Origin of the sequence: Paenirhodobacter enshiensis (genome assembly GCF_000740785.1) — a bacterium.
GTDB classification, from domain to species: Bacteria; Pseudomonadota; Alphaproteobacteria; order Rhodobacterales; family Rhodobacteraceae; genus Rhodobacter; species Rhodobacter enshiensis.
This window is the reverse complement of the sequence record NZ_JFZB01000009.1, coordinates 83,772-110,183: the sequence shown is the minus strand read 5'-3', so window position 1 is coordinate 110,183 and position 26,412 is coordinate 83,772. Positions and strand designations below refer to the sequence as shown.

Genomic DNA, 26,412 nt, shown 5'->3' with positions numbered 1-26,412 from the left:
GATCACAGCGCCGACTCGGTCCCCCAGATATCTTCCATGTAACCACGGATCGCCCGGTCGGAGGAAAAGAATCCCATCCTCGCGGTGTTCAGGGCTGCCATGCGCCACCAGCGGTCAGAGTCGCGGAACGCCTCGTCGACCTCGGCCTGAGCCCGGCGATAATCCTCGAAATCGGACGCCACGAGGAAATAATCCGAATTCCACATGTTGTGCACGAGACCGTGATAGCGCGTCGGCTCGTCCGGGCTGAACCGGCCCTCGGCGATCATCTGCAACACGTCCTGCATGGTCTGGCTTTGCTGGATCGCGTGGCGGGCGTGCTCGGGATCCTTGCGGTGCTCCACCACCTCCTCGGCGGTCAGGCCGAACAGGAAGAAGTTGTCCGCCCCCACCTCCTCGCGGATCTCGACATTCGCGCCGTCGAGCGTGCCGATGGTCAGCGCGCCGTTCATCGCGAATTTCATGTTGCCGGTGCCCGAGGCCTCCTTGCCCGCGGTCGAGATCTGCTCGGACAGGTCCGAAGCCGGGATCAGCCGCTCTGCCATCGAGACATTGTAATTCGCCGGATAGACGATCTTCAGCCGGTCGCCGACGTAAGGGTCGTTGTTGACGACCTCTGCCACATCATTGATCAGATGGATGATTTCCTTCGCCGCCTGATAGCCGGGCGCCGCCTTGCCGCCGAAGATCTTGACCTTGGGCAGGTAATCGCCCTGCGGCGTGTTGCGGATCGCGTGCCATTCGCCGATGGTCTGCAGGATGTTCAGCAACTGCCGCTTGTATTCGTGGATGCGCTTCACCTGAACGTCGAACAGCGCATCGGGCGGCACCTTGACGCCCTGCGTCTCCATCAACCAGTTCGACAGCGCAACCTTGTTGGAGCGCTTGGCGGCGGCGAATTTCTCGCGAAACCCCTTGTCCTGCACATGCGGCTCCAGCTGGTGCAGCATGTCGAGATCGGCTTCCCATCCCTCGCCGATGGTGTCGGTGATCAGATGCGACAGCTCCTTGTTGGCCGAGCGCATCCAGCGCCGCGGCGTCACGCCGTTGGTCTCGTTCACGATCCGGCCGGGGTGCAGCCTGTGCAGCTCGGGAAACAGGGTCTGCTTGACCAGTTCGGTATGCAGCGCCGAGACCCCGTTGACCTTGTGCGAGCAGATGAAGGCGAGTTCGCCCATCCGCACCTCGTGGTTCTTGACGATGCCCACCCAATGCGGCCGCGAAGGGTTGTTGCGCATGTGCCAGGCGTCGATTTCCTCGATGATCTGCATGTGGCGCGGCAACACCGCGGTCATCAGATAGCTCGCCCATTTCTCCAGCGCCTCGGGCAGCAGCGTATGATTGGTATAGCCGAGCGTCTCGACGGTGATCGCGATGGCCTGCTCGAACTCCATGCCATGATCGTCGACCAGCACGCGCACAAGCTCGGGCCCCGCGATCGAGGGATGGGTGTCATTCATCTGGATCGCCACGTATTTCGGCAGATCGGTCAGCGACAGCCCCCCCGCCAGATGCCGGCGGATGATATCGGCGATGGCGGCGGCGGTCAGGAAATACTCCTGCTTCAGGCGCAGTTCCTTGCCCTGATAGGTGGTGTCGTCGGGATACAGCACCCGGCTGAGCGTGCGCGCGAAGGTCTCGGGCTCGGCCGCGGCGGTATAGTCGCCGTGATTGAACCGGTTCAGGTCGAATTCGTTGACCGATTTCGCCGACCACAGGCGCAGCGTGTTCGCCCAGTGCCCCTGCCAGCCGATCACCGGCATGTCATAGGCCTCGGCGATCACCGTCTCGGCCGGCACCCAGACCGGCTTGCCGTCGCGCTTCTCGACCGTTCCCTTGAAGCCGATGGGATAGGCGGATTCGGGGCGCTCGAATTCCCACGGATGGCGCTGCTTCAGCCAGTCCTCGGGCATCTCGACCTGGCGGCCGTGATCGAAGCCCTGCTTGAACAGGCCGTGCTCATAGCGGATGCCGTAGCCATATCCCGCGCAACCGAGCGTCGCCATGCTCTCCATGTAGCACGCCGCCAGACGCCCGAGCCCGCCATTGCCGAGCGCGGCATCGGGCTCGTTCTCGACCACCGCGTGCCAGTCCTGACCGAGTCCCTCGATCGCCTCGCGGCACACCGCCCGCATCCCGAGGTTGATCGCCGCGTCTTCCAGCATCCGCCCGATCAGGAATTCCATCGACAGATAATAGACGCGCTTGCGGCCCTGCTCCCAGGTCTGCCGGGTCGAGGCGAACCACGGCGTCACGATCCGGTCGCGAATCGCGAAGCTCAACGCCATGCGCCAGTCATAGACCGAGGCATGATCGGGATCCTTGCCCATCGTATAGGTCAGGTGATGGAGGATGTCTCCGCGAAGGGTCTCGACGCTCGGGGGGAGGACGTCTTTCACAGCTGCAGCCTTTCGTGGCGGTTTCCTTGTCTGATTTGTGGGCCTTGCGAAGCAGTTACGTCAAGTCGAACCACGCAAGCGTTTGCGCTGCCGCCAAAGCCGTCTAATCTTTGCCCGATTCATCGGCACAGCGAGGGCGGCACGAAGATGACCACACCAGCGGCGAAACCGGCGGTTTCGGAGGCAGTTTCCGGGGCGACAACAGGGGCGGACTGGTGGCGGGGCGCGGTTATCTACCAGATCTATCCGCGCAGTTTTCAGGACAGCGACGGCGACGGGATCGGCGATCTGAAGGGGATCGCGGCGCGGCTCGATCACGTGGCCTGGCTCGGGGCGGATGCGATCTGGCTGTCGCCGATCTTCCGCTCGCCGATGGCGGACATGGGATATGACGTGTCGGATTACACCGACATTGATCCTCTGTTCGGCACTTTGGAAGATTTCGACGCGCTGGTCGCACGCGCGCACGAGCTCGGCCTGAAGGTCATCATCGACCAGGTGCTCAGCCATTCGTCGGACCGCCATGCGTGGTTCACCGCCTCGAAGGCGCGCGGCGAGACGGCGGACTGGTATGTCTGGGCCGATCCGAAACCCGACGGCACGCCGCCCAACAACTGGCAATCGGTGTTCGGCGGGTCGAGCTGGGAATACTCGCCCGAGCGCGGGCAATATTACCTGCACAATTTCCTGATCCAGCAGCCCGACATGAACCTGCGCAATCCGAAGGTGCAGGACGCGCAGCTGAAGGTGCTGGATTTCTGGCTGAAACGCGGCGTCGACGGGTTCCGGCTCGATGCGATCAACTACTGCATCCACGACGCGAAGCTGCGCAACAACCCGGCGGCGAAGCCCGATCCCGTGCGCTGGCCGCCGGTCTCGACCTATGACATGCAGGACCATCTGCACGACAAGAGCCAGCCCGAGATGCTGCCTTTCCTGCGCCGGATCCGCGCGCTGACGGACAGCTATCCGGACCGCGCGATGGTGGGCGAAGTGGGCGACGGGCCGGGCCGCGCGCTGGAGCTGATGGCGGAATACACGTCCCACGGCGACAAGCTGCACATGGCCTACAGCTTCGACATGCTGGGACCTGAATTCACCCCGGCGCATTTCCGCACCAAGATCGAATCCTTCTTCGCCGCCGCCCCCGACGGCTGGCCGTCCTGGTCGTTCTCGAACCATGACGTGAACCGCCATGTCTCCCGTTGGGCGAAGTTCGGCACGCCCGAGGATGTGGCGCGGCTGGCGATCTCGATGCTCGCCTCCTTCGAGGGCACGATCGGCCTCTATCAGGGCGAAGAGCTCGGCCAGACCGAGACGGACCTCGACTATTCCGAGCTGACCGATCCCCCCGGCATCCGCTTCTGGCCGGAGAACAAGGGCCGCGACGGATGCCGCACGCCGATGGTATGGGACGCGGGTCCCAATGCAGGGTTCAGCATCGGCAAGCCCTGGCTGCCGGTCAAGGCGCCACAGGCCGCGCGCAATGTCGCGGCCGAACGCGCGAAGCCGGATTCGGTGCTCGCCCATTACCGCGCCATGCTGGCGTTCCGGCGCGCGACGCCCGCTCTGCGCGCCGGCAAGACCCGCTTCATCGACGGCCTCCCGGACCCCGTTCTGGGGTTCGAACGCCTGCTCGGGGACACGACCCTCACCTGCCTGTTCAACCTCGGCCCCGCTCCGGTCCGCCTGCCCCAGCTCAGCGGCACCCCCACCGGCCCCGTCCGCGCCGCCACCCTCGCGGGCAAGACCCTGACGCTTGGCCCGAATGGCGCGATCTGGCTCGAAACGACAGCCTGAGCCCCGCCGGCCCCACGAAAGCCCCCTTTTCCCCTTTCGCTTTGCCGCAAATATCCCGGGGGTGAGGGCCAAAGGCCCGAGGGGGCAGAGCCCCCTCACTTTTACGCTCCGCGGTTTTACGCTCCGCGGGGCAAAGCCCCCTCGTTTGTATCTTCCCCCGCGGACCGACCGCTCATCCCGCCGGCAGCAGCACGCTGAACCGCGAGCCCTTGCCCTTTTCGCTCTCGATCCGCATCCGCCCGCGATGGCGCGCGACGATATGCTTGACGATGGCCAGACCGAGCCCGGTGCCGCCCTGCTCGCGCGAACGGTGGGTGTCGACGCGGTAGAATCTCTCGGTCAGCCGCGGAATATGGATCGGGTCGATACCCTCGCCCTTGTCGGCCACCTCGACGCGCACCGCCGGGCCGCGCAGACCGGGTTCATGCGCGATCTGCTCGACCGTCAGGCGCACCTCGCCGCCCGATCCGCCGTATTTGATGGCGTTTTCCAGCAGGTTCGAAAACACCTGCGTCAGCTGATCGGGATCACCCGGCAGGCGCAGCGGCCCGGTCTCGCCAGCGCGCACCAGAACGACGCCGCGCGCCTCGGCCAGCGGCGCCAGCGCCTGCACCGCGCCTTTCAGCACGGCCGACAGATCGACCAGCGCGGTCGGGCGCACCCGTTCATCGGCCTCGACGCGGCTCAGCGACAGCAGATCGCCCACCAGCCGGTTCATCCGCGAGGCCTCGCGTTCCATGATCGTCAGAAAGCGGTCCCGCGCCGCCGCATCGTCGCGGGCGGCACCGCGCAGCGTCTCGATGAAGCCGATCAGTGCAGTCAGCGGCGTGCGCAGCTCGTGGCTGACATTGGCGACGAAATCGCGCCGGATCGCCTCGGCCTCCTCGATGCCGGTCACGTCCTCCATCGTCACCAGCGCCCCGCCCTTCGGCATCCGCAGGTCGACGTCGGGCGGCAGCGGCGCGACGGTGGCAAGCGCGATGATCTCCTTCGCGCGGGCGGCGATAGTGACACGCACCCGCCCCGCCACGCCGTCGCGCAGCGCAGCTTCGAGCGCTTCGCCGATCGCCGGATGGCGCAGCACGGTGACGAAGGGCCGCCCCGCCAGATCCGGCCCGAACAGATGTGCCGCGACCGGGTTCGCCCAGACCACCTTCTCGTTGCGGTCGACCAGCAAGATCGCATAGGGCAGCGCATCGACAAGCGCGATGGTCAGGGAACCGGGCATGACACCTCCGCAAACGGTCATTGGCGGCGGACCCTCGCGCAGAATCGGGGGCAAGTAAACATCGCCGGACCGGAGCAAAGCGAACACGGGACAGCCGCGGAAACCGGTAGCGACGAAACATGACAATCTGGTGACAGCGCGGCGGGAAACACCCGCTCACCGTTTCAGACTGTCATGTTTCGTGCGCGAGCCGCTTTCCGGCCCATCACTCCGTGCGCTTCAGCCCGGCGGCGAAGCGCGCCGCGTTGGCGCGGTATTTCGCGGCGGAGCTGAGCAGCTTCGCCCGCGCCTCGGGGTCGAGCAGCCGCACCACCCGCCCAGGCGCCCCCATCACCAGCGCGCCATCGGGGATCTCCTTGCCCTCGGTGATCAGCGCGCCCGCGCCGATCAGGCAGCCAGAACCGATCTTCGCGCCGTTCAGCACCGTCGCCCCCATGCCGATCAGCGTGCCCGCGCCGATGGTGCAGCCATGCAGCATCGCCTTGTGACCGATGGTGCAATCGGGCCCGATCACCAGAGGAAACCCCATGTCGGTATGACACACCGCATGGTCTTGCACGTTCGCGCCGCGCCCGACGCGGATTTCCTCGTTGTCGCCGCGCAGCGTCGCGCCGAACCAGACCGAGGCCTCGTCTTCCAGCACCACCGCCCCGATGACATTGGCGTCAGGCGCGACCCAGGCGGCGCGGCCGAGCTCGGGCGTGCGATCCTCAAGCGTCCAGATCATCGCGCCTCGAACTCCCGGTTCAGCTCGCGCACGAAGTCGTTCAGCCCCGGCTGACGGTCGGCGCGGGCGCGCTCGGCCTTCAGGATCACCCGCAGCTCCTCTTCGGCGTCCTCCAGATCGTGGTTCACCACGACGTAATCGTATTCCGCCCAATGGCTGATCTCGCTGCGCGACTTGGCCATGCGGTCGGCGATCACCGTCTCGCTGTCCTGCGCCCGGCCGCGCAGACGGCTTTCAAGCGTGGCGATCGACGGCGGCAGGATGAAGATCGAGATCACATCCTTCGACAGTGCCGAGCGCCGGATCTGCTGCCCGCCCTGCCAGTCGACGTCGAAGATGGTGTCGCGGCCCTCGGCCATCGCGGCCTCGACCGGCGCGCGCGGCGTGCCGTAAAGATTGCCGAACACCTCGGCATGTTCGAGCATCTGCCCCGCCTCGACCATGGCAAGGAATTCCTCGCGGCTGACGAAGTAGTAATCGCGCCCGTTGACCTCGCCGGGACGCGGCGCCCGCGTCGTCGCCGAAACCGAGAACCGCAGCGTGTTGTCCCAGGCCATCAGCCGCTTCGACAGCGTCGATTTGCCGGCACCGGAGGGCGATGACAGGATGATCAGCAGCCCGCGCCGGGCGATCTTGGTTGAGATGACTGTCATGGCTCACTCCACGTTCTGGACCTGTTCCCGCATCTGGTCGATCGCCTGCTTGAGGTCAAGCCCGATCGCCGTCAGCGCCGCCGAGCCCGATTTGGAGCACAGCGTATTCGCCTCGCGCACGAATTCCTGGGTGAGGAAATCGAACTTGCGCCCCACCGGCCCCGCCTCGGCCAGCAGCGCGCGCGCCGCCGCGACATGAGCGCGAAGGCGGTCGAGTTCCTCGGTCACGTCGGCCTTGACCGCGAGAAGCGCAAGCTCCTGCGCGATGCGGGCGGGATCGGCGCCGGGCGCGGCTTCGCTGACGCGGGCAAGCGCCGCGGAAAGGGCCGCCTGAACCTCGGGGCGGCGGGCCTCGGCGGCGGTATCCGCCTGCGCCACCAGCGCCTCGATCCGGTCGATCTGCCCGGCGAGGATCCGGCCCAGATGCACCCCCTCGGCCCGGCGCATCGCCGCGAAATCGTCAAGCAGCGCGTCGAGATCGTCGAGCAGCACCGCGCGCAGCGGCGCCATGTCGGTCGCGGGCGGCGGTCCCTGCTCGATCACACCGCGCAAGCTCAGGATATCGGTCGCCCGCGGCGGGTCCAGCGCCACACCGCGCGCCCGCGCCGCCGCCTCGGTCGCCGCGATGGCGGAGAGCGCGGCGCGCAGCCCCTCGGGCGACAGGCGCAGCGCGTCGGGGCTGTCGCTGCGGCTCAGCCGCAGGGTCAGGGACACGTTGCCGCGCGCAGCGACCCGGCCCACCACGGCGCGCACCGCCACCTCCAGCCCCTCGATCTCGGGCAGGCGCAACCGCAGATCCAGCCCCTTGCCGTTGACCGAGCGGATGTCCCACTGCCAGTCCTGCGTGCCCGACCGCCCCGAGCGCGCCGCGAACCCCGTCATCGAGACGCAGGCCGTCTCTGCCGCTTTTTGCCCCATGCCGCGCCCCCGATCCCGTCGCCCGCACCGCCCATCGTGCCGGCATTAACCATTTGGTAATTTTAACCATCCATCAAGGATAAGACGGGCGTAGTAACGATCCGTAAACCAATCGCCTCCGGGGTCAAGAACAGGCTGCCCCTCAGGCCGGGCCGGGGAAAGGCGGGGCCAGAATGACCGAGGACAGATCAGGCAGAAACCGGCCGCGGCACGGAATGGACGCCAGCGGAGAGCTGGCGGGCAGCACGCCCCACGCCGCAGCGACGTTCGACGCGCTCCGCTCCTATTGGCAAAGCCGGCGCGACGGCGGGCGGCTGCCCCTGCGCGCCGAGATCGACCCGAGGGCGATCGCCGCGGATCTGGAATACAGCTTCATCCTCGAACGCGTCGCGCCGGGCGTGGCACGGTTTCGCGTGGCCGGGATGCATCTGTGCGACCTGATGGGGATGGAGGTGCGCGCGATGCCGCTGAGCACGCTGATCGCCCCCGAAAGCCGCCCACGGTTCGCCGAAGCCCTCGAAGCGGTGTTCGCCACCCCGGCGGTGCTGCACGCAGAACTGACCTCGCCGGCCGGGTTCGGCAAGCCCGCGCTGACGGCGCGACTTCTGCTGATGCCGCTGCGCTCGGGCCGGGGCACGGTCGCGCATGGACTGGGCTGTCTGATGGCCGGGGGGATCGCCGGCCGAACCCCGCGCCGGTTCATCCCCAGTTCCCTGTGCATCGAGCCCTGCCGCCCCGAGGTCGTCACACTGTCCGCCCCGCTGGATTCTTCCACCCCGGGTTTCGCCGAACCCGCCGCGGCCTTCGTCGCCCGGCTGTCGCCCGAGGCCCGGCGCAGTCGGTTTCGGGTGATCTCCTCCGCCGACTGACGTCTGAACTTCACATGAAAAGGCCCGGCAAACCTGCCGGGCCTTTGACTTCTCAGGTTTTTCCCCGATTACAGGCCGGCAGCCTTCTGCATGGCGCGGCGGTCCTGCAGCTCCTCGGCGACAAGGAAAGCAAGCTCCAGCGACTGCGAGGCATTGAGCCGCGGGTCGCAGGCGGTGTGATAGCGGCTCGACAGATCCTCGTCCGATACGGCGCGCACGCCGCCGGTGCATTCGGTCACGTCGCGGCCGGTCATCTCGAAATGCACGCCGCCGGGGATCGTGCCCTCGGCCTTGTGGACGGCGAAGAAGTCGCGCACCTCGCGCAGCACCGAATCGAACGGACGGGTCTTGTAGCCCGAGGCCGACTTGATCGTGTTGCCGTGCATCGGATCGCACGACCACAGCACATCGGCCCCCTCGGCCTGAACCGTGCGGATCAGCCGCGGCAGGTGATCGCCGACCTTGCCCGCACCGAACCGCGCGATCAGCGTCAGACGGCCCGGCTCGTTCTCCGGGTTCAGCCGCGCCATCAGCACCTTCAGATCCTCGGGCGTGGTCGAGGGACCGCATTTCAGCCCGATCGGGTTCTGCACGCCGCGGCAGAACTCGACATGCGCGCCGTCGGGCTGACGGGTGCGGTCGCCGATCCAGATCATGTGACCCGAGCCCGCCACCGGCAGGCCGGTGGTCGAATCGACGCGGCACAGCGCCTCTTCGTATTCGAGCAGCAGCGCCTCGTGCGAGGTGTAGAAATCGACCCGCCCCAGCTCATGCGCGGTTTCCGAGGTGATCCCCGCCGCCGCCATGAAATCCATCGCGTCCGAGATCCGCATCGCCACCTCGCGGTAACGCGCCGCCTCAGGACCGTCGGCGAAATGCGCGATCCACGACTGCACGCGGTGCATGTCGGCGTAACCGCCGCTGGAGAACGCACGCAGCAGGTTCAGCGAGGCCGCGGCCTGAGTATAGGCCTGAAGCATCCGGTAGGGATCGGGGATGCGCGCCGCCGGCGTCGGATCGAAGCCGTTGACGATATCGCCGCGATAGCTCGGCAGTTCCAGCCCGCCGATGGTCTCGGTCGCCGAGGAGCGCGGCTTGGCGAACTGCCCGGCCACGCGGCCGACCTTGATCACCGGCACCTTGGCGCCCCAGGTCAGCACAATCGCCATCTGCAGCATCACCTTGAAGGTGTCGCGGATGTTGTCGGCCGAGAATTCCTGGAAGCTCTCGGCGCAATCTCCGCCCTGCAACAGGAACGCTTCGCCACGCGCGGCCTTCGCCAGATCCGCCTTCAGCCGCCGGGCCTCGCCCGCGAAGACAAGGGGCGGCATACGCGACAGCCCCGCCTCGACCGAGGCGAGCGCCGCATGATCGGGATAATCCGGCATCTGCACCCGCGGTTTCGCGCGCCAGCCGGACTTCGTCCACCCCTTGACCATCTCGACCTCCGATATTCTGGTTCAGTGACTGCTTATATAGTCTGCGCCGCAGCGTCACAAACCCGTTTTTCGCCTGCCTGTTTTTTCCGCGCCTGAAAGAAATTTCGGCACTGGGCGGCGGCGGCCCCTTGCAAAAGATGCAAGCCATCCGCACAGAATCCGAAAACGACATACTGCAGGTCGCACATGCGCATTCCCACCCCGATTCCCCGTCTGCACGCCCGGCCCGCGCCCTCGCACGGCACCCTGCCGAGGCCGGTGCAGGACAAGCCAGAGCGGTTCCTGTTCCTGCTCCTCGACCGTTTCACCATGATCGCCTTCGCCTCGGCGATCGAACCGCTGCGGCTGGCCAATCAGGTGTCCGGGCAGAAGCTCTACGAATGGGCGCTGGTGTCCGAAGACGGCCAGGACGTGACCTGCTCGAACGGGGTGACGATGCGCGTCGACATGGGGCTGGGCGAGGTCGGGCGCGACGACACGGTGATCGTATGCGGCGGCATCGACGTGGTCGAGGCGACCTCGAAACCGGTGCTGAACTGGCTCAGGCGCGAGGCGCGGCGCGGCGCGGCGGTGGGCGGTGTGTGCACCGGCGCCTGGTCGGTCGCGAAGGCCGGCCTTCTCGAAGGCCGGCGCGCCACCATTCACTGGGAAAACCAGGACAGCTTCTCCGAGGATTTCGACGAGATCGACCTGGTGAAATCGGTCTTCGTGATCGACGGCAACCGGCTGACCACGGCGGGAGGCACCGCCTCGATCGACCTGATGCTGCGGCTGATCGCACGCGCCCATGGCGATGCGCTGGCCAATACCGTGGCCGATCAGCTGATCTACAACACCATCCGCACCGACCGCGACAATCAGCGCCTGTCGATCCCCACACGCATCGGCGTGCGCCATCCGAAGCTCGCCCTCGTCATCGGCCGGATGGAAGCGAACATCGAGGAACCGATCAGCCCCGCCGATCTGGCCGAGGAAGTCGGCATGTCGACACGACAACTCGAACGGCTGTTCCGCCGCTACCTGAACCGCTCGCCGAAGCGCTATTACATGGAGATCCGGCTGCAGAAGGCGCGCAACCTGCTGATGCAGACCGAGATGAGCGTGATCAACGTCGCCCTCGCCTGCGGCTTCGCGAGCCCCTCGCATTTCTCGAAATGCTACCGGCTGCATTACGGCACCACTCCTTACCGCGAGCGCGGCGCCTCTGGCAGCGAATCGCCGCGCCCCGATGCGACAGTCTCCCTTCCGGCCGAACTGGCCGTCTGAACGAGGGGGCGGACCGGTATGGGCCGTCTTCCTTTCATCTTTCCACAAATATCCCGGGGGTGAGGGCGAAGCCCGAGGGGGCAGAGCCCCCCTCTCTTTGATTTTATACCAAAGGAGGAGGGCAAACTCCCTTCTTTCACGCGCCACGAGGCCACGACGCAGCCCCTGCCCCCGGAGCGTTCAGCGCGTCACCCGCCCCATCAGTGCCCAGGCCAGCGCCGAGCAGCACAGCGTCGCCCCGACCAGCGGCACCGCCGTGCCGTCGAACGCAAGCCCGACCGGCGCCGCGATCAGCGCCACCGCCGCCACCGTCGACAGCGCCGTGGTCACGCTGACCGTGGTCCCCGCCAGATGCCCCATCGGCTGCATCGCCATCGCATTCAGGTTGCCGAAGGCCAGGCTCGCCACGCACACGACCGAGCCGTTCCACAAGAACAGCACGATCAGCCCCGTCCAGCCCGGCCCGAGCCCGGCAAAATGCAGCCCCAGCATCACCGCCGAGGACACCACCTGCATCGCGAAAGCACCGCGCGCGATGCGGAACATGCCAAGCCGCATCACCAGCTTCGCGTTGACGATCGAGGCCGTCCCCCCCATCAGCGCCACCGCGCCGAACCAGTAGGGAAAGGTCTTGTCGACGCCATAGGCCATATAGACCTGCTTGGCGCTCGACAGCATGGCGAACATCTGCCCGAACCCGAGCGCCAGCACCGCCGTCAGGATCCGCACGTTGCGGTTCGCCAGCACCTCGCGCACGCCGGCCAGAAGCGCGCGGAGATCCAGCCGGCGCCGGTCCTCGGGACGCAGCGTCTCGGGCTGGCGCAGACCGAGCCAGACCGCCCCGATCGCTCCGAACAGCACGAAGGCCCAGAACACCCCCCGCCAGCCGGCCCAATGCGCGATCAGCCCGCCCGCCATCGGTGCGAAAGCCGGCACGATGATGAAGCAAGTCATGATGATCGAGGTGATCCGCGCCATCTGCGGCCCCGCGTGCAGATCGCGGATCAGCGCCATCGGCACCGTGCGTGCCCCCGATGCCCCGAGGCCCTGCAAGAACCGGCCCGCCAGCAACAGTGTCAGATCGGTGCTCAGCGAGGAAGCGATGGCCCCCGCGATATAGATCGCCATCCCGCCGATCAGCGTCGGCTTGCGCCCGATCGCATCCGACAGCGGCCCCGTGACGAAGGTGCCGATCCCCATCCCCAGCATGAACACCCCAAGGATCAGCTGAGCGCGGTTCACATCGTCGGGCGAGAGCTCCGCGGCGATCTCGGGCAGCGAGGGCAGCATCGCGTCGATGGAAAAGGCCACCGTCGAAATCAGCGTGGCCATCAACGCGACGAATTCGACGAGAGACAGCCGGCGCGCGGCGGAAGGGGCGGAAACAGGTGTCACGACAAAACTTTCAGGCAGAACTTGCAGGGAAGATCCCGGCAATCGGAAACCGGCGGAAACCGGCGCTCAGTGCCGGGTTTCAGCCGGGGCCGGTCCGGCCAGATCGGCGATGACGTCCGACCAGAAGGCCTCGTCCTGCGCGCCCGCGATGACGTAATCGTTACCGAGAACGAAGCTCGGCGTGGCGTCGATGCCGCGTTCGCGGGCATGGGCCTCGCGGGCGGCCACGGTGTCGCGGTCGGCATCGGTTGCCAGCAGCCGGCGCACGAGGGCCGGATCCATCCCGGCGTCCGCGGCGATCCCGGCCAGCGTGTCCGCCTGCCCCAGATCGCGCCCCTCGCACCAGTAGCCGCGCATCAGCCCGGTCATGACCGCGCTCTGACAGCCTTCGAGGCCGGCCCAGTGCAACAGCCGGTGCGCGTCGGTGGTGTTGGGCACGCGCCGGATCGCGGCGAGGTTCAGCGGGATCGACAGCGCCTGAGCTGCCTCGATCAGCGGCAGATCGGCGCGCGAGGCCCCGGCACCGAAGCGGGCACGCAGATAAGCCTGCCGCTCCATCCCGGCCGCGGGCAGCGTCGGGTTCAGCTGGAACGGCTGCCAGACCAGGATGAACGGGTGATCGGGCCGCGCCGCCAGCGCGCGTTCGAGCCGGGTCTTCGCGATCAGCGACCAGGGGCAGACAGGATCGGCGAAGATGTCGAGGGAAATCATGGCGGGCTCCGTGCTGGTCGCTGTGGCAGATCCCGGTTCGGCGCTTCCGGCCGCACGACACAGCGCGCACCCGGGCAGAGCGGAAGCCATAGGGAACATGCGACGATGTATCACGCAAACCCGCGCCGACAAGGGCGAAGGCGCCAGAGCACGCGCGGCGGCTCCCGCCACGCCCTGTTGCCCGCGCCCCTCTTGCCCGCGCCGGCCGGCCGGCCTAGGGTCGCGCACGATCAATGGAGGCAGCATGACCGCGAAACGCAGCATCTTCGAGGAGGTGTCGGAAACCTCCGCCGCAACCCAGCCCGCCCAGCCGAAAGGCGGAATGATCGACGCCCGCCCGAAAGGCGCGCGCAGGGCGATCCGGATCTGGCTGTTCGTGATGTTCGCGCTGGTCGCGGCGATGGTGCTGGTGGGCGGCGCGACGCGGCTGACCGATTCCGGGCTGAGCATCACCGAATGGAAGCCGGTCACCGGGGCGATCCCGCCGATGACCGAAGCCGACTGGCAGAAGGAATTCACCCTCTATCAGGCGACGCCGCAATATGCGCTGGTCAACGCCCAGATGACGCTGTCGCAGTTCAAGGGCATCTACTGGTGGGAATGGGCGCATCGTCAGCTCGGCCGGACTATCGGGCTGATCTGGGCGCTCGGCTTCGTGTTCTTCTGGGCGACGGGGCGGATCCCGCGCGGCTGGTGGGGGCGGCTGTTCCTTGTGGGCGTGCTCGGCGGGATGCAGGGGCTCGTGGGATGGTGGATGGTGTCCTCGGGCCTCGTCGGAGACATGGTGCGGGTGGCCTCCTACCGGCTCGCGACGCATCTCGGGCTCGCCTTCCTCATCCTGATGGTGATCGGCTGGTATGCGATGCTGCTGGGCCGCAGCGAGGCGGATCTGTTGCGCGCGCGCCGCGAGGGTGACGGGCGGCTTGCAGGTCTCGCCGGTGTCGTGCTGACGGTCGGCTTCGTGCAGGTGCTGCTCGGGGCGCTGGTCGCGGGCATCGATGCCGGGCGCGGCTTCACCGACTGGCCGCTGATGGGCGGCGACTGGCTGCCGCCCGATCCGTTCTCTATTCAGCCCCTGTGGCGCAATTTCTTCGAGGACCCCGGCCTCGTGCAGTTCGATCACCGGGTCGGGGGCTATCTGCTGTTCATCGCTGCGGTGACGGTGGCGCTGCGCGGCCGTCGCTCACCTCATGCCTCGGTGCGGGTGGCCTTCGCCTGGATGGGTGCCTGGGTCTTCGTGCAGGCGGGTCTGGGCATCGTGACGCTGATGTATGGCGCGCCACTGTCGCTGGGTCTGGTGCACCAGACCGGGGCGATCGTCGCCATCGCGCTGATCCTGCGCGCGCGGTTCATGGCGCGGTATCCGGTGCTCGGCTCGGTGCGCGATCACGGCTGAGCGCCGTTTCAGGACAGAACGAACAAGCCCCGCCGTCAGGCGGGGCTTGTTCCTGCCCGGAGCGGCCGCCTCAGCGGTGACCGCCGCCAAAGCCGCCACCCCCGCCGGGGCCGCGCCGAACCCACCGCCAGGTCCGGCAAAGCCGCCGCCCGGCCCGCCGCCGAACCCGCCGCACGGGCCGAGGCCGAACGGCCCGCAGCCGCACCCCGCCAGTCCGAAAAGCGCCACAAGCACGGCCGCAACCCGAAGGGTGCGATGAGCTGTCGTCAGGTTCCTGTTCCTCTCGTCCACCTTACCCATTGGGGCAAGACAGCGGATTTCACGCCCGGCCCGGACGGTTCCGTCGCCCGCCCCCTGCCCCCGGCGATCAGATTCCCGTGAGAGCGCGGGCGCAGCCCCCTCAGTTGTCGCGAAAACACAGCCGGGTGCCGGGCGCGGCGCGTGCGAGGAATTCCAGCAGATCCCCCCGCGCCAGCGCGGCGCACCCCGCCGTCGGGCCGTAATCCGGGCGCGCGACATGCAAAAACACCGCGCTGCCGCGCCCCGGCACGACAGGATCGTCGTTCTGCCCCAGAACGACAACGATGTCGTAAAGATCGTCGTCGCGCCACATCCGTTCATGGCTGAACGCAAAGGGAAGCCGGACCGGGCGGTTGTATTCCACCGCCTCCGGAGCATCGCACCAGCCGTCGTCGGGGGCGATGGCGGCCATCGGAAAGACCGTCACCGGCGCGGCGATCTTGTCGGCACGATAGAGCACGCGCCGGATCGGCCAGCAGCCGAGCGGGCTGATCCCGTCGCCCTCGGCGCGCTTCGGAGCGATGCCGCCGCGCCCCCCCGCAGCACGCCAGATCCTTTCGCCATGGCGGGCCTGCCAGTCGCTGCCCTGCCGCGTCACCACCAGATCCATGGGCCGGTCCATGACGACCTCCTGTCTCACCTGTCCGCAATGAAAACGGGCGCAGCCCCGGCTGCGCCCGTTGCACGACATGCTAACGCGCGTCGCGGATCATTCCCACTCGATCGTGCCCGGCGGCTTCGACGTGATGTCGTAGGTGACCCGGTTGATGCCCTTGACCTCGTTGATGATCCGCGTCGCGGTCTCGCCGAGGAACTCGTGACTGTAGGGGTAGTAATCCGCCGTCATGCCATCGACCGAGGTCACGGCGCGCAGCGCGCAGGCGTAATCGTAGGTCCGCCCGTCGCCCATCACGCCCACGGTGCGGACGGGAAGGATCGCGACGAAGGCCTGCCAGATCTCGTCATACAGACCGTGCTTGCGGATCTGGTCGATGTAGACGGCATCCGCCTCGCGCAGGATCGCCAGCTTCTCGCGGGTGATCTCGCCGGGGCAGCGGATCGCCAGACCCGGGCCCGGGAAGGGATGACGGCCGATGAAGCTTTGCGGCAGGCCGAGTTCGCGGCCGAGCGCGCGGACCTCGTCCTTGAACAGCTCGCGCAGCGGTTCGACCAGCTTCAGGCCCATCTTCTCCGGCAGACCGCCGACGTTGTGATGCGACTTGATGGTGACCGAGGGGCCGCCCGAGAACGACACCGATTCGATCACGTCGGGGTAAAGCGTCCCCTGCGCGAGGAACTCGGCCCCTTCGATCTTGTTGGCGTATTTCTGGAACACGTCGATGAACAGCTTGCCGATGGTCTTGCGCTTGACCTCGGGGTCCGACACGCCATCGAGCGCGGTCAGGAACAGCTCGCTCTCGTCGGCGGCGATAAGGTTGATCTTGTAGTTGTCGCGGAACATCGCGACGACTTCCTCGGCCTCGCCCTTGCGCAGAAGACCGTGATCGACGAAGACGCAGGTCAGGTTGTCGCCGATCGCCTCGTGGATCAGCACCGCCGCGACAGAGCTGTCGACGCCGCCCGAAAGCCCGCAGATCACCTTCTTGTCGCCGACCTGTTCGCGGATCTTGGCGATCGCCTGTTCGCGGTAGCCCGCCATCGTCCAGTCGCCGGTGAAGCCGGCGAGGCGGACGAAATTCTCGTAGAGCTTGGCGCCCTTCGGGGTGTGGTGGACCTCGGGGTGGAACTGCACGGCGAAGAAGTTGCGCGACACGTCCGCGGTGATCGCGAAGGGCGCGTTCGGAGAGGTGCCGTAGACCTCGAAGCCCGGGGCGATCTGGCTGACGTGATCGCCGTGGCTCATCCAGACCTGTTCCTTGCCGCCGTCGGCGAACCAGCCGTCGAGGAGCGCGAGGGTCTTCGCCCCCGGCGTCACGAAGGCGCGGCCGAATTCGGCGGTGCCGTGACCGCTTTCGACCTTGCCGCCAAGCTGGGTCATCATGGTCTGCTGGCCGTAGCAGATGCCCAGAACCGGCACCCCCATGGTCCAGAGGGCTTCGGGCGCGCGGGGGGATCCCGCACGCGTCACGCTGTCAGGCCCGCCCGACAGGATCACGGCCTTCGGCGCGAAGTCGCGCAGGAAGGCGTCGGTGACCTGCTGGTAGGGGTGGATTTCGCAGTAGACGTTCAGCTCGCGCAGGCGGCGCGCGATGAGCTGCGTGACCTGCGAACCGAAGTCGATGATGAGGAGGCGCTGGTGCTGTGTCATGTGCGGGGAATAGGGGGCCGGACGACGAAAATCAAGCGAAACGGAGCGGGTGAGGAATGACGAAGGGGCCGGGATGATCCCGGCCCCTTGCGAAGGTGTGACGCGAGGTCCGGAGGCCCTATTTCTCGGGCAGCAGACCGCGCGGGCTGAACCGCAGCACCAGAAGCAGCAGCAGCCCCATCACGATCACCCGCATCTGCGGCGCGGCGTCGAACAGGTGCTGGCGCAGCGGGCCTTCGGACATGTGGCTGATCGCGAGGTTCATGATCTCGGGGCCCCAGGCCTCGGCCTTGATCCACAGGAACCACACCAGAACCGCCCCCAGAACCGAGCCCCAGTTGTTGCCCGAACCGCCCACCACGACCATCACCAGGATCAGGAAGGTGTAGCGCAGCGGGTTGTAGGAGGCGGGCGTCATCTGCCCGTCGAGGGTGATCATCATCGCACCCGCAAGCCCCATCACCGCGGCGCCGAGCATGAAGATCTGCAGATGGCGGCGGGTGACGTTCTTGCCCATGGCGGCGGCGGCGGTCTCGTTGTCGCGGATCGCGCGCATCATCCGGCCCCAGGGCGACTTCAGCGCGAGCTGCGCCCCCCACAGCAGCAGCGCCAGAACGATGCCGAACAGCCCCATGTAGATCAGCTTCACCGTGAGGGTGGAGCCGGTCACCGGGTCGATGCCCCAGCCCTGCATCCGGGCGACGAAACCGGGATCGGCCTGCAGATCGACCTCGTAGGGCACGGGCCAGGGCCGCGGGATGCCGGTGACGTTCAGCACGCCGCGGTCGAGCCATTCCTCGTTCTTCAGCACGGCGACGATGATCTCGCCGATGCCGAGGGTGGCGATCGCCAGATAGTCCGAACGCAGCCCGAGCGAGGTCTTGCCGATCGCCCAGGCGGCGGCGGCGGCCAGCACCGCGCCCACCGGCCAGGCCAGCAGCACCGGCAGGCCGAGCCCGCCCAGATAGCCCTGCGAGGCCGGGTTGATCGCCTGCACGCGGGCGACCGCCGGGTCGAACACCGCGCGGAACAGCACGAAGCCGATCACCAGCGCCGCGACCACGCCTGCCGCGCGGGCGGCGCCATGCAGCCGATGGTTGAGCTTCGTCGCGACGACGAGGGCCAGAACGGCGATCAGCAGCGCGCCGAGGATCTGCCAGCCGCCTTGCGACATCGCCCCCCCGGTCGGCGGCATCGAGATCAGCACCGGCGCGAGGCCGCCGAGCGCGGTGAACCCCACCACGCCCGAGTTGAAGAGGCCCGCATAGCCCCATTGCATGTTCAGCCCAAGCGCCATGATCGCCGAGATGATCCCCATGTTCAGGATCACCAGCGCCGAATCCCAGCCCGTGGTCAGGCCTTCCATCACGATCAGCGCGGCCATCACCGCGAACAGCAGCGGCGCGCGAAACTTGCCGCCCTTGGCGGCATCGGGTTGACGGGTGCTCATCAGTAGGCCTTCCCCTTGAACAGTCCGGTCGGCTTGAACAGCAGGACGATGATCAGGATGGTGAAGCTGACGGCGAACTTGTAGTCGGTCGACAGCAGTTGCAGCAGGCTATCGGTGTCCCACGACGGGAACAGGTAGCCCGCGACCTTCTTCCAGGCATAGGTCACCGCGACCTCGGAATAGGCGACGATGAAGCCGCCGGCGATCGCCCCGAGCGGGTTGCCGAGGCCGCCGACGACGGCCGCGGCGAAGATCGGCAGCACCAGCTGGAAATAACTGAACGCCTTGAACGACTTGTCGAGGCCGTAGAGCACCCCCGCGGTAGTCGCGAGCGCGCCCGCGATGATCCAGGTGACGGTCACCACGCGGTCGGGGTTGATGCCCGACAGCAACGCCAGATCCTCGTTGTCGGCATAGGCGCGCATCGACTTGCCGGTGCGGGTCTTCGCCAGAAACCAGAACAGCGCCCAGACCAGCAGGCCCGCGACGATAACCGTGATCGCCTGGGTCGAGCGGATCGCCAGCGGCTCGGTCAGCCCGGTCCAGGACTTGAATTCGGACGCCGAGATCAGGAAGCGCGCGCCATCGGCGAACTTGATCTCGTCGACGCCGATCAGGATGCGGGTGATGCCGTTCATCAGGAACATCACGCCGACCGAGACCATGACCAGGATCACCGGCGCGGCGCGCACCGTGCGGTAATAGCGGTAAACCACCCTGTCGGTGCCCAGAAGCAGCGCGCAGGTGATCGCGATGCCGAACGGCAGGGCGAGAAGCGCGGTCGGCAGCGGCCCGAAGCCGATCCCGAGGCTTTGCAGCCCCCAGGTCACCATGATGGTGATCGCGGTGCCGAAGGCCATGGTGTCGCCCTGCGCGAAGTTCGAGAACCGCAAGATGCCATAGATCAGCGTCACCCCGAGCGCGCCGAGCGCGAGCTGCGCGCCATAGGTGGTCGCCGGCACGATCACGTAATTCAGGATCGCGACGATTGCGTTCAGAATATCCATCTCAGCCCCCGAGGAAGGTGCGCCGGACTTCGGGATCGGCCATCAGCGCGGCACCCGTGTCGGTGTATTTGTTGGCGCCCTGCACGAGGACATATCCGGTATCGGCGATCTCCAGCGCCTGACGGGCGTTCTGCTCGACCATCAGGATCGAGATGCCGGTGCGCGCGACCTCGATGATGCGGTCGAACAGCTCGTCCATCACGATGGGCGAGACGCCCGCCGTCGGCTCGTCGAGCATCAGCAGTTTCGGTTTGGTCATCAGCGCGCGGCCGACCGCGACCTGCTGGCGCTGGCCGCCCGAAAGTTCGCCCGCGTGCTGGTGGCGTTTTTCGCGCAGGATCGGGAACAGCTCGTAGACCTGCTCCATCGTGTCGCGATAATCGTCCTCGCGGATATAGGCGCCCATCTCGAGGTTCTCCTCGACCGTCATGGTCGGGAAGACGTTGTTGACCTGCGGCACGAAGCCCATGCCCTTGCGCACGCGTTCCTGCGGCGAGAGCGCGGTGATGTCTTCTCCGTCGAGGGTGACCGAGCCGCCGCGCAGCTTCAGCATCCCGAAGACCGCCTTCATCGCGGTCGATTTGCCCGCGCCGTTCGGGCCGACGATCACCGCGATCTGGCCCTTCTCGACGCGCAACGTGCAGTCGTGCAGAATATCCGAGACGCCATAGCCCCCGGTCATGTTCGAAGCGTCGAGGAAGCTCATGCCCGGCCCCCGCGACATCCCGTGACGCCTTGCTTGATCAGCAGAAATCCGGTCATACCGCGGCCCCCACCTTGTCCTTGTTCTTCAGCCCGCGGCCCAGATAGGCCTCGATGACGGCTTCGTTTTGCATGATCGTCGCGGGGCTGCCCTCGGCCAGAACCTTGCCCTCGGCCATGACGATGACCGGGTCGCACAGGCGGCCGATGAAATCCATGTCATGCTCGATCACGCAGAAGGTGTAGCCGCGTTCCTTGTTCAGTCGCACGATGGCGTCGCCGATGGTGTTCAGAAGCGTGCGGTTCACGCCCGCGCCGACCTCGTCGAGGAACACGATCTTGGCGTCGACCATCATCGTGCGACCGAGCTCCAGGAGCTTCTTCTGTCCGCCCGACAGGTTGCCCGCGCGCTCGTCGCGCAGATGCGAGATGGTCAGGAAGTCCAGCACCTCATCGGCCTTCTTGCGCAACGCGGCCTCTTCGCCGGCGATGCGGCCACGGTGGAACCAGCTGTTCCACAGCGTTTCGCCGCTCTGGCCGGCGGGCACCATCATCAGGTTCTCGCGCACCGTCAGCGAGGGAAATTCATGCGCGATCTGGAAGGTGCGCAGCAGCCCCTTGTGAAACAGCTCGTGCGGTTTCAGCCCGGTGATGTCCTCGCCGTCCATCGTCACCTTGCCGGCCGTGGGCGTGTAGACCCCGGCGATGACGTTGAACAACGTGGATTTCCCCGCGCCGTTCGGCCCGATCAGCCCGGTGATGGACCCGGTGGCAATTTCGAGCGACGCCCCGTCCACGGCCGTGAAGCCGCCGAAGCGTTTTTGCAGGTTCTCGACCCGTATCATGCAGTCCCCTGTTCTTCACGTTGGTCGTGAAGCGTGCCGTTTTCGGCTTGTCGTGAGTCGGAAAACGGCCCGGGTCACCCCCGGGCCGCCGTCGTGGAAGGCGTTCAGCGGAACTTGACGGTCTCGATCTTGCCGTCCTTGATCGCGATCTCGCGGAACGAACCCGAGGCCTCGCCCGGCCCGATCAGGTGAACCGCGGTCGCGCCCTCGTAGTCGATCGGCTTGCCCGCGGCGAGCAGTTCGAGACCCTTGGCAAGGTCGCCGGCGTAGATCTTTTCGCCCGGACCGTTGGCGATCTCCATCACCTTGTCCTTGTAGACCTTCGGATCGGTCGACTTGGCGGCCTGCATGGCGAGCAAGATCAGCGCGGCGGCGTCATAGGATTCGCCCGCATAGGTGCCGTTGCCGTCGAAGCCCGCGGCCTTGGCGGCAGCGACGAACTTGTCATGGCCTTCGCCTTCCGAGGACGGAACCTGACCGAAGGAGCCGTTGACTTCCTTGCCGAAGTTCTTCTCGAGCGAGCCGCCGACCATGCCGTCGGGGAACACGAAGGTCGAGAACGCCCCGGTGTCGAGCGCACCGCGCAGGATGCCCGCGCCGCCCTGGTCGACGTAGCCCGCGATCACCAGCGCCTGACCGCCGGCCGAGGCGAGCGCGCCCACTTCGGCCGAGTAATCCGGCTTGCCGTCGTCATGTGCGGCGGTGATGGTGACAGTGCCACCCTTTTTCTTGAACGCCTCGACGAAGCTGTCGGCCAGACCTTTGCCGTAGTCGTTGTTGGTATAGGTCACCGCGACCGACTTGATGCCGTGCTCGAGGATCTCGTCGGTCATCACTTCGCCCTGACGCGCGTCGGAGGGGGCGGTGCGGAAGAACAGCCCCTTGTCATCGATCGTGGTCAGTGCCGGCGAGGTCGCCGAGGGAGAGATCATGACCATCCCGTTCGGGATCGCGACGTTGTTCAGCGAAGCGATGGTCTCGCCCGAGCATTCGCCACCGACGATGCCGTCGACCTTCTCGGAGGTGATCATCTTAGTCACCGTGGCGGTGGCCGCGGCCGCGTCGATACAAGTCGAATCGCCGCGCACCGAAATTACCTTGTCGCCGCCGAGCAGCTTGCCCGAGTCCGACACTTCCTTCATCGCCATCTCGGCACCCTTGGCCATGTCCGGCGCCATCGATTCGAGCGGGCCGGTAAAGCCGATCGAGATGCCGATCTTGACGTCGGCGGCATTCGCCGCGCCGGCAGCCAGCAGCACTGCGGTGCTTGCCAGAAGGAGGTTCTTCATTCCGTGACTCCCCATTGTGTGGATACAAAGGGACGCTAGGGGCTGGACGCGGAAAAAGGAAGCGGGTGTGCTTAAGAAAAGCAGCAAAAACGGATCGAATGGTCAGCTCCGGAGGGGGAATCCGGGCACCATTTCCATAAATCGCCTCAATATTGACTAATTAAGCCTACTTATTAGGCGAAACCTTAAGCTGGGGCACCTTCGGAAAGAGGGCCTCAGACTCTCGACGCGAGCCGGAACATACCTGGCCGCACGGCTGCAGACAGGGGGCTCTGCCCCCTCGGGCCTTCGGCCCTCACCCCCGGGATATTTTCGGAAAGATGAAAGCAGGAGCCCTCTGCCCCATTCGTCTTTCCTTAAATATCCCGGGGTGAATTGCCCCGCAGGGGCAAGAGGGGCAGAGCCCCTTCGCACCCGCCCGGGGATCAGAGCGGCTCGATATCGCCTTCGGCCCTGAGCGCGTGGAACTGAGCCACGAATTCGTTCAGCCGGCCCGCGGCGATGGCGTCGCGCAGTCCCTGCATCAGCTCCTGATAATAATGCAGGTTGTGCCAGGTCAGCAGCATCGCCGAGAGGATCTCCTGCGCCTTGAAGACGTGATGCAGATAGGCGCGGCTGTAGTTGCGGCACGCCGGGCAGCTGCAGTGTTCGTCAAGCGGGCGCGGGTCGTCCATGTGCCGGGCGTTCTTGATGTTGACCTGACCGCGCCGGGTCCAGGCCTGACCGGTCCGCCCCGAGCGCGAGGGGAGCACGCAATCCATCATGTCGATGCCGCGCTCGACCGCGCCGACGATATCATCGGGCTTGCCCACGCCCATCAGGTAACGCGGCTTGTCCTCGGGCAGGAAGCCCGGCGCGTAATCGAGGGTCGAGAACATCAGCTCCTGCCCCTCGCCCACCGCGAGACCGCCGACCGCGTAGCCGTCGAAGCCGATCTGCCTCAGCGCCTCGGCGGATTCCTCGCGCAACTCGCGGTTGGTGCCGCCCTGCATGATGCCGAACAGCGCATGTCCCGGCCGGTCGCCGAAGGCATCGCGCGAGCGTTGCGCCCACCGCATCGACATCCGCATCGAGCGCGCCACCGCCTCATCCGTCGCCGGCAGCGCCGGGCATTCGTCGAAGGCCATCACGATGTCCGAGCCGAGCAGGCGCTGGATTTCCATGCTGCGCTCGGGGCTGAGGAAATGGCGCGAGCCGTCGACATGGCTGGCGAAGGTGACGCCCTCCTCGCTCATCTTGCGCAGATCGGAAAGCGACATCACCTGAAAGCCGCCGGAATCCGTCAGGATCGGCTTGTTCCAGTTCATGAACCTGTGCAGCCCGCCCAGATTGGCGATGCGCTCGGCCGTCGGGCGCAGCATCAGATGATAGGTGTTGCCGAGCAGGATATCCGCCCCGGTCGCCGCGACGGATTCGGGCATCATCGCCTTGACCGTCGCCGCGGTGCCGACCGGCATGAAGGCCGGAGTGCGAATGTCGCCGCGCGGGGTGTGGATCACGCCGGTGCGGGCGGCGCCGTCGGTGGCGTTGAGGGTGAAGCTGAACGTCTCGGTCATCTCGGGCTCCGGTTGCGGAAACGGTCCTCGGGGGCGCCCGGCCTCGGGCAGCGGCCCCCTTGCCAGATGCGCGCGCAGGGACTGCGGGCGGATCGTCGGGCGCGCTCTAGCGCGGGGGCGGGGCGAAGGGAAGGCCGAACTAGGCCTCGGCCTTCTTCTGCCAGCGGCCGGTTTCCTCGCTCCAATACTGGGCACCGGCGCCCGAGGCCGCCAATGCCCGCCACTGGTCGCGGGCACGTTCGACCGCCATCGGGTCGCGGCCGTCGAACAGGATCCAGACGCGTTCATGGGCCGGAACCTCGTCGGGCGCGACTTCGGCGCCCTCGACGCTCATCACCGCCTGAAAGCCCGGCCCCGCCGCATGCTCGGTCAACAGCACGGGTTGCAGCGCATCGTGCGGCCCGCCCTGCAGCCCGTGCGGCAAGAACCCCTCCTCCGAACCGAGCCACAGCCGCTGATCGTACCAGTCGCTGCGCTCGCGCGAGGGGGTGCGCAGCTCGATCCGCCAGCCCTGTTGCAGCGCACGTTCAAGCAGCGTCGAAACCACAGCATCGACGCTCGATTGCGTGACGTGATAGAACAGCGCAGGCATCAGACCTCGAACCTGTCGCGGATCAGCCGGTCGAGCGTGCGCACGCCCCAGCCGGTCGCGCCCTTGGGGGCGAGCGCGGTCTCTCCGGGCGGCAGGGCGACGCCTGCGATGTCGATATGGCACCAGGGCGTGCCGGGCGCGACGAAGCGCTTGAGGAACGCCGCCGCCGTCGCCGCACCGCCCCAGCGGCCGCCGGTGTTCTTGATATCCGCGAGCCGCGATTCGATCAGCTTGTCGTAGCCCGGATCGAGCGGCATGCGCCACGCGCCCTCGCCCTCGGCCCCGGCTGCCGCCAGAAGCCCCGCCGACAGCGCATCGTCATTCGAGAACACCCCGGCGCGCTCGTGGCCGAGCGCGACGATGATCGCGCCGGTCAGCGTCGCGAGGTCGATCACCGCCGACGGACGGAAGGTCTGCTGCGCATACCACAGCGCATCGGCCAGAACCATGCGCCCCTCGGCATCGGTGTTCACCACCTCGATCGTGTCGCCCTTCATCGAGCGCACGATATCGCCCGGCCGCTGCGCCGCGCCGTCGGGCATGTTCTCGACCAGACCGACGATGCCCACGGCATTCACCGGCGCACCGCGCAGTGCGAGCGTGCGCATCACCCCGGCAACGACCGCGGCGCCGCCCATGTCCATCGTCATCTCTTCCATGCCGGCGGCGGGCTTGAGCGAGATGCCGCCGGCGTCGAAGCACACCCCCTTGCCCACGAGGGCCACCGGCGCAGGGGCCTCGACCCCCTCTTCCGCGGCGATGCCGGTCCAGCGCATCACCACCAGCCGCGACGGGCTCGACGAGCCCTGCCCGACCGCCAGAAGCGCGCGCATCCCGAGCGCCGCGAGATCGTCCTCCTCGAGGATGGTGACATCGAGGCCAATCTCCTGCATCGCCGCCAGACGCGCGGCGAAATCCTGAGTCGTCAGGATATTGGCAGGCTCGTTCACCAGATCGCGGGCGAAGAACACCCCCTCGGCCAGCGCCGCGTGATCGAGGGCGGCAGCGGCCACAGCCTCGGGATGGGCGACCAGCATCTTCACCGGGCCGAAGGCGGGCTTCTCGGCGGTGTGGTAATCGAAACGGTAGGCGCGCAGCGCAAGGCCGAAGGCGATCTCGGCCGCCCGCGGATGGGCGCCCGCGATGACCAGCGCCCCGGCCGCGCCGAGCTTCGCGCCGATCGTCGCACCGGCCTGACGCGCGTCGTGGTCCGAAGCGCGCCGTCCGAGCTTCACGAGCTGCACCGCCTCGGCCGCCAGCCCCGCGGGCCAGCCGATATCGACGGATTGCCCGGCGCCGAGCTTTTCCCACGCCCCCGAGGCGAGCGCGCGCCCGATCTGGCCGCGGGTCATGCGGTCGAGGCGGCGCACCAGCGGCCCCGGCGCGCCCTCGGGCGGCACGATCACCGCGATGCGGCCGGCGAAGGACGCGGCCGGTTCGAGGTCGGTATCGGCGAAGGAAATCGGAATGGGCTGGGACATGAACGGACCTTGAAAACGGGAGGGGGGACAACGGCAGGGCTGCGGGCGGTTTTTGGGAAGGTAGCGCCTTGCCCCCGGGTTGAAAAGCACCCCCCGCCCGCATTCCGGGCAATCCCCCCG

General features: G+C 67.2%; 22 protein-coding genes. 4 read left to right on the top strand and 18 right to left on the bottom strand.

The annotated features are described in order from the left end of the window. Positions 1–2: 2 nt before the first annotated feature. Complete coding sequence (locus tag CG50_RS07235; protein WP_036636536.1) at positions 3–2,399, bottom strand: glycogen/starch/alpha-glucan phosphorylase; 2,397 nt, start codon at positions 2,397–2,399, stop codon at positions 3–5. A 147-nt stretch (positions 2,400–2,546) separates the two neighbouring features. Here CG50_RS07235 and CG50_RS07230 point away from each other — a divergent pair, with 147 nt between their 5' ends. Beyond that, positions 2,547–4,199 (top strand): alpha-amylase family glycosyl hydrolase, encoded by a 1,653-nt coding sequence (locus CG50_RS07230; RefSeq protein WP_051909676.1) that lies wholly within the window; start codon positions 2,547–2,549, stop codon positions 4,197–4,199. A gap of 172 nt (positions 4,200–4,371) precedes the next feature. Here the strand turns inward: CG50_RS07230 and CG50_RS07225 are convergent, their stop codons facing one another. The 4 genes from CG50_RS07225 to CG50_RS07210 all read right to left on the bottom strand — a co-directional run bounded on the left by CG50_RS07225 (position 4,372) and on the right by CG50_RS07210 (position 7,725). Then, positions 4,372–5,427, bottom strand: a complete 1,056-nt coding sequence (locus tag CG50_RS07225; protein ID WP_036636535.1) for an ATP-binding protein — start codon at positions 5,425–5,427, stop codon at positions 4,372–4,374. A 205-nt stretch (positions 5,428–5,632) separates the two neighbouring features. After that, positions 5,633–6,154 (bottom strand): gamma carbonic anhydrase family protein, encoded by a 522-nt coding sequence (locus CG50_RS07220; RefSeq protein ID WP_036636533.1) that lies wholly within the window; start codon positions 6,152–6,154, stop codon positions 5,633–5,635. Then, positions 6,151–6,786: a guanylate kinase gene (gmk, locus tag CG50_RS07215; protein WP_211248581.1), complete on the bottom strand. Its 636-nt coding sequence runs from the start codon at positions 6,784–6,786 to the stop codon at positions 6,151–6,153. The genes CG50_RS07220 and gmk overlap by 4 nt, the downstream gene beginning before the upstream one ends. A 24-nt stretch (positions 6,787–6,810) precedes the next feature. Then, on the bottom strand, positions 6,811–7,725 hold the full coding sequence (locus CG50_RS07210) for a YicC/YloC family endoribonuclease (protein WP_051909674.1): 915 nt from the start codon (positions 7,723–7,725) through the stop codon (positions 6,811–6,813). A 215-nt stretch (positions 7,726–7,940) separates the two neighbouring features. Here CG50_RS07210 and CG50_RS07205 point away from each other — a divergent pair, with 215 nt between their 5' ends. Then, positions 7,941–8,594 carry a PAS domain-containing protein gene (locus CG50_RS07205; RefSeq protein WP_051909673.1) on the top strand — a complete coding sequence of 218 codons (654 nt, stop codon included), beginning with the start codon at positions 7,941–7,943 and terminating at the stop codon, positions 8,592–8,594. A 68-nt stretch (positions 8,595–8,662) separates the two neighbouring features. Here the strand turns inward: CG50_RS07205 and CG50_RS07200 are convergent, their stop codons facing one another. Then, a complete protein-coding gene (locus CG50_RS07200; RefSeq protein WP_036636526.1) occupies positions 8,663–10,033 on the bottom strand; it encodes a class II 3-deoxy-7-phosphoheptulonate synthase in 1,371 nt (456 codons plus the stop codon). Between the two features lie 309 nt (positions 10,034–10,342). On the opposite strand from CG50_RS07200, the gene CG50_RS07195 reads away from it, so the two are divergent. Further along, entirely contained in the window at positions 10,343–11,299 is a 957-nt protein-coding gene (locus tag CG50_RS07195) for a GlxA family transcriptional regulator (RefSeq protein ID WP_245615638.1), read from the top strand. Positions 11,300–11,479: 180 nt separating this feature from the next. Here the strand turns inward: CG50_RS07195 and CG50_RS07190 are convergent, their stop codons facing one another. Both CG50_RS07190 and CG50_RS07185 read right to left on the bottom strand, forming a co-directional pair. After that, complete coding sequence (locus CG50_RS07190; RefSeq protein ID WP_245615633.1) at positions 11,480–12,694, bottom strand: MFS transporter; 1,215 nt, start codon at positions 12,692–12,694, stop codon at positions 11,480–11,482. 66 nt (positions 12,695–12,760) lie between these two features. Then, positions 12,761–13,405 (bottom strand): DsbA family oxidoreductase, encoded by a 645-nt coding sequence (locus tag CG50_RS07185; RefSeq protein WP_036636524.1) that lies wholly within the window; start codon positions 13,403–13,405, stop codon positions 12,761–12,763. 244 nt (positions 13,406–13,649) lie between these two features. Here CG50_RS07185 and ctaA point away from each other — a divergent pair, with 244 nt between their 5' ends. Further along, complete coding sequence (ctaA, locus tag CG50_RS07180; RefSeq protein WP_036636521.1) at positions 13,650–14,801, top strand: heme A synthase; 1,152 nt, start codon at positions 13,650–13,652, stop codon at positions 14,799–14,801. Positions 14,802–15,201: 400 nt separating this feature from the next. On the opposite strand, the gene CG50_RS07175 is transcribed toward ctaA, so the two are convergent. From CG50_RS07175 to CG50_RS07130, 10 genes are all read right to left on the bottom strand, one after another. After that, the gene (locus tag CG50_RS07175; protein WP_245615631.1) at positions 15,202–15,723 is read right to left on the bottom strand and encodes a L,D-transpeptidase family protein; all 522 of its coding nucleotides are present in this window, start codon (positions 15,721–15,723) and stop codon (positions 15,202–15,204) included. Positions 15,724–15,810: 87 nt separating this feature from the next. Continuing rightward, positions 15,811–17,370 (bottom strand): glutamine-hydrolyzing GMP synthase, encoded by a 1,560-nt coding sequence (gene guaA, locus CG50_RS07170; protein ID WP_036636520.1) that lies wholly within the window; start codon positions 17,368–17,370, stop codon positions 15,811–15,813. Positions 17,371–17,488: 118 nt separating this feature from the next. Continuing rightward, positions 17,489–18,820, bottom strand: a complete 1,332-nt coding sequence (locus tag CG50_RS07165) for a branched-chain amino acid ABC transporter permease (RefSeq protein WP_211248577.1) — start codon at positions 18,818–18,820, stop codon at positions 17,489–17,491. Continuing rightward, the gene (locus tag CG50_RS07160) at positions 18,820–19,827 is read right to left on the bottom strand and encodes a branched-chain amino acid ABC transporter permease (protein WP_036636518.1); all 1,008 of its coding nucleotides are present in this window, start codon (positions 19,825–19,827) and stop codon (positions 18,820–18,822) included. Before CG50_RS07160 ends, CG50_RS07165 begins: the two co-directional genes overlap by 1 nt. Before the next feature lies 1 nt (position 19,828). Continuing rightward, positions 19,829–20,533, bottom strand: a complete 705-nt coding sequence (locus tag CG50_RS07155; RefSeq protein ID WP_036636688.1) for an ABC transporter ATP-binding protein — start codon at positions 20,531–20,533, stop codon at positions 19,829–19,831. Positions 20,534–20,585: 52 nt separating this feature from the next. Then, positions 20,586–21,374, bottom strand: coding sequence for an ABC transporter ATP-binding protein (locus CG50_RS07150; RefSeq protein WP_036636516.1), 789 nt, complete (start codon positions 21,372–21,374; stop codon positions 20,586–20,588). Positions 21,375–21,478: 104 nt separating this feature from the next. Next, positions 21,479–22,663: an ABC transporter substrate-binding protein gene (locus CG50_RS07145; protein ID WP_036636514.1), complete on the bottom strand. Its 1,185-nt coding sequence runs from the start codon at positions 22,661–22,663 to the stop codon at positions 21,479–21,481. 425 nt (positions 22,664–23,088) lie between these two features. Next, complete coding sequence (gene tgt, locus CG50_RS07140; protein ID WP_036636513.1) at positions 23,089–24,219, bottom strand: tRNA guanosine(34) transglycosylase Tgt; 1,131 nt, start codon at positions 24,217–24,219, stop codon at positions 23,089–23,091. Between the two features lie 139 nt (positions 24,220–24,358). Then, positions 24,359–24,814, bottom strand: coding sequence for a DNA polymerase III subunit chi (locus CG50_RS07135; RefSeq protein ID WP_211248580.1), 456 nt, complete (start codon positions 24,812–24,814; stop codon positions 24,359–24,361). Next, positions 24,811–26,292, bottom strand: a complete 1,482-nt coding sequence (locus tag CG50_RS07130; RefSeq protein ID WP_036636502.1) for a leucyl aminopeptidase — start codon at positions 26,290–26,292, stop codon at positions 24,811–24,813. Before CG50_RS07130 ends, CG50_RS07135 begins: the two co-directional genes overlap by 4 nt. Positions 26,293–26,412: the final 120 nt, after the last annotated feature.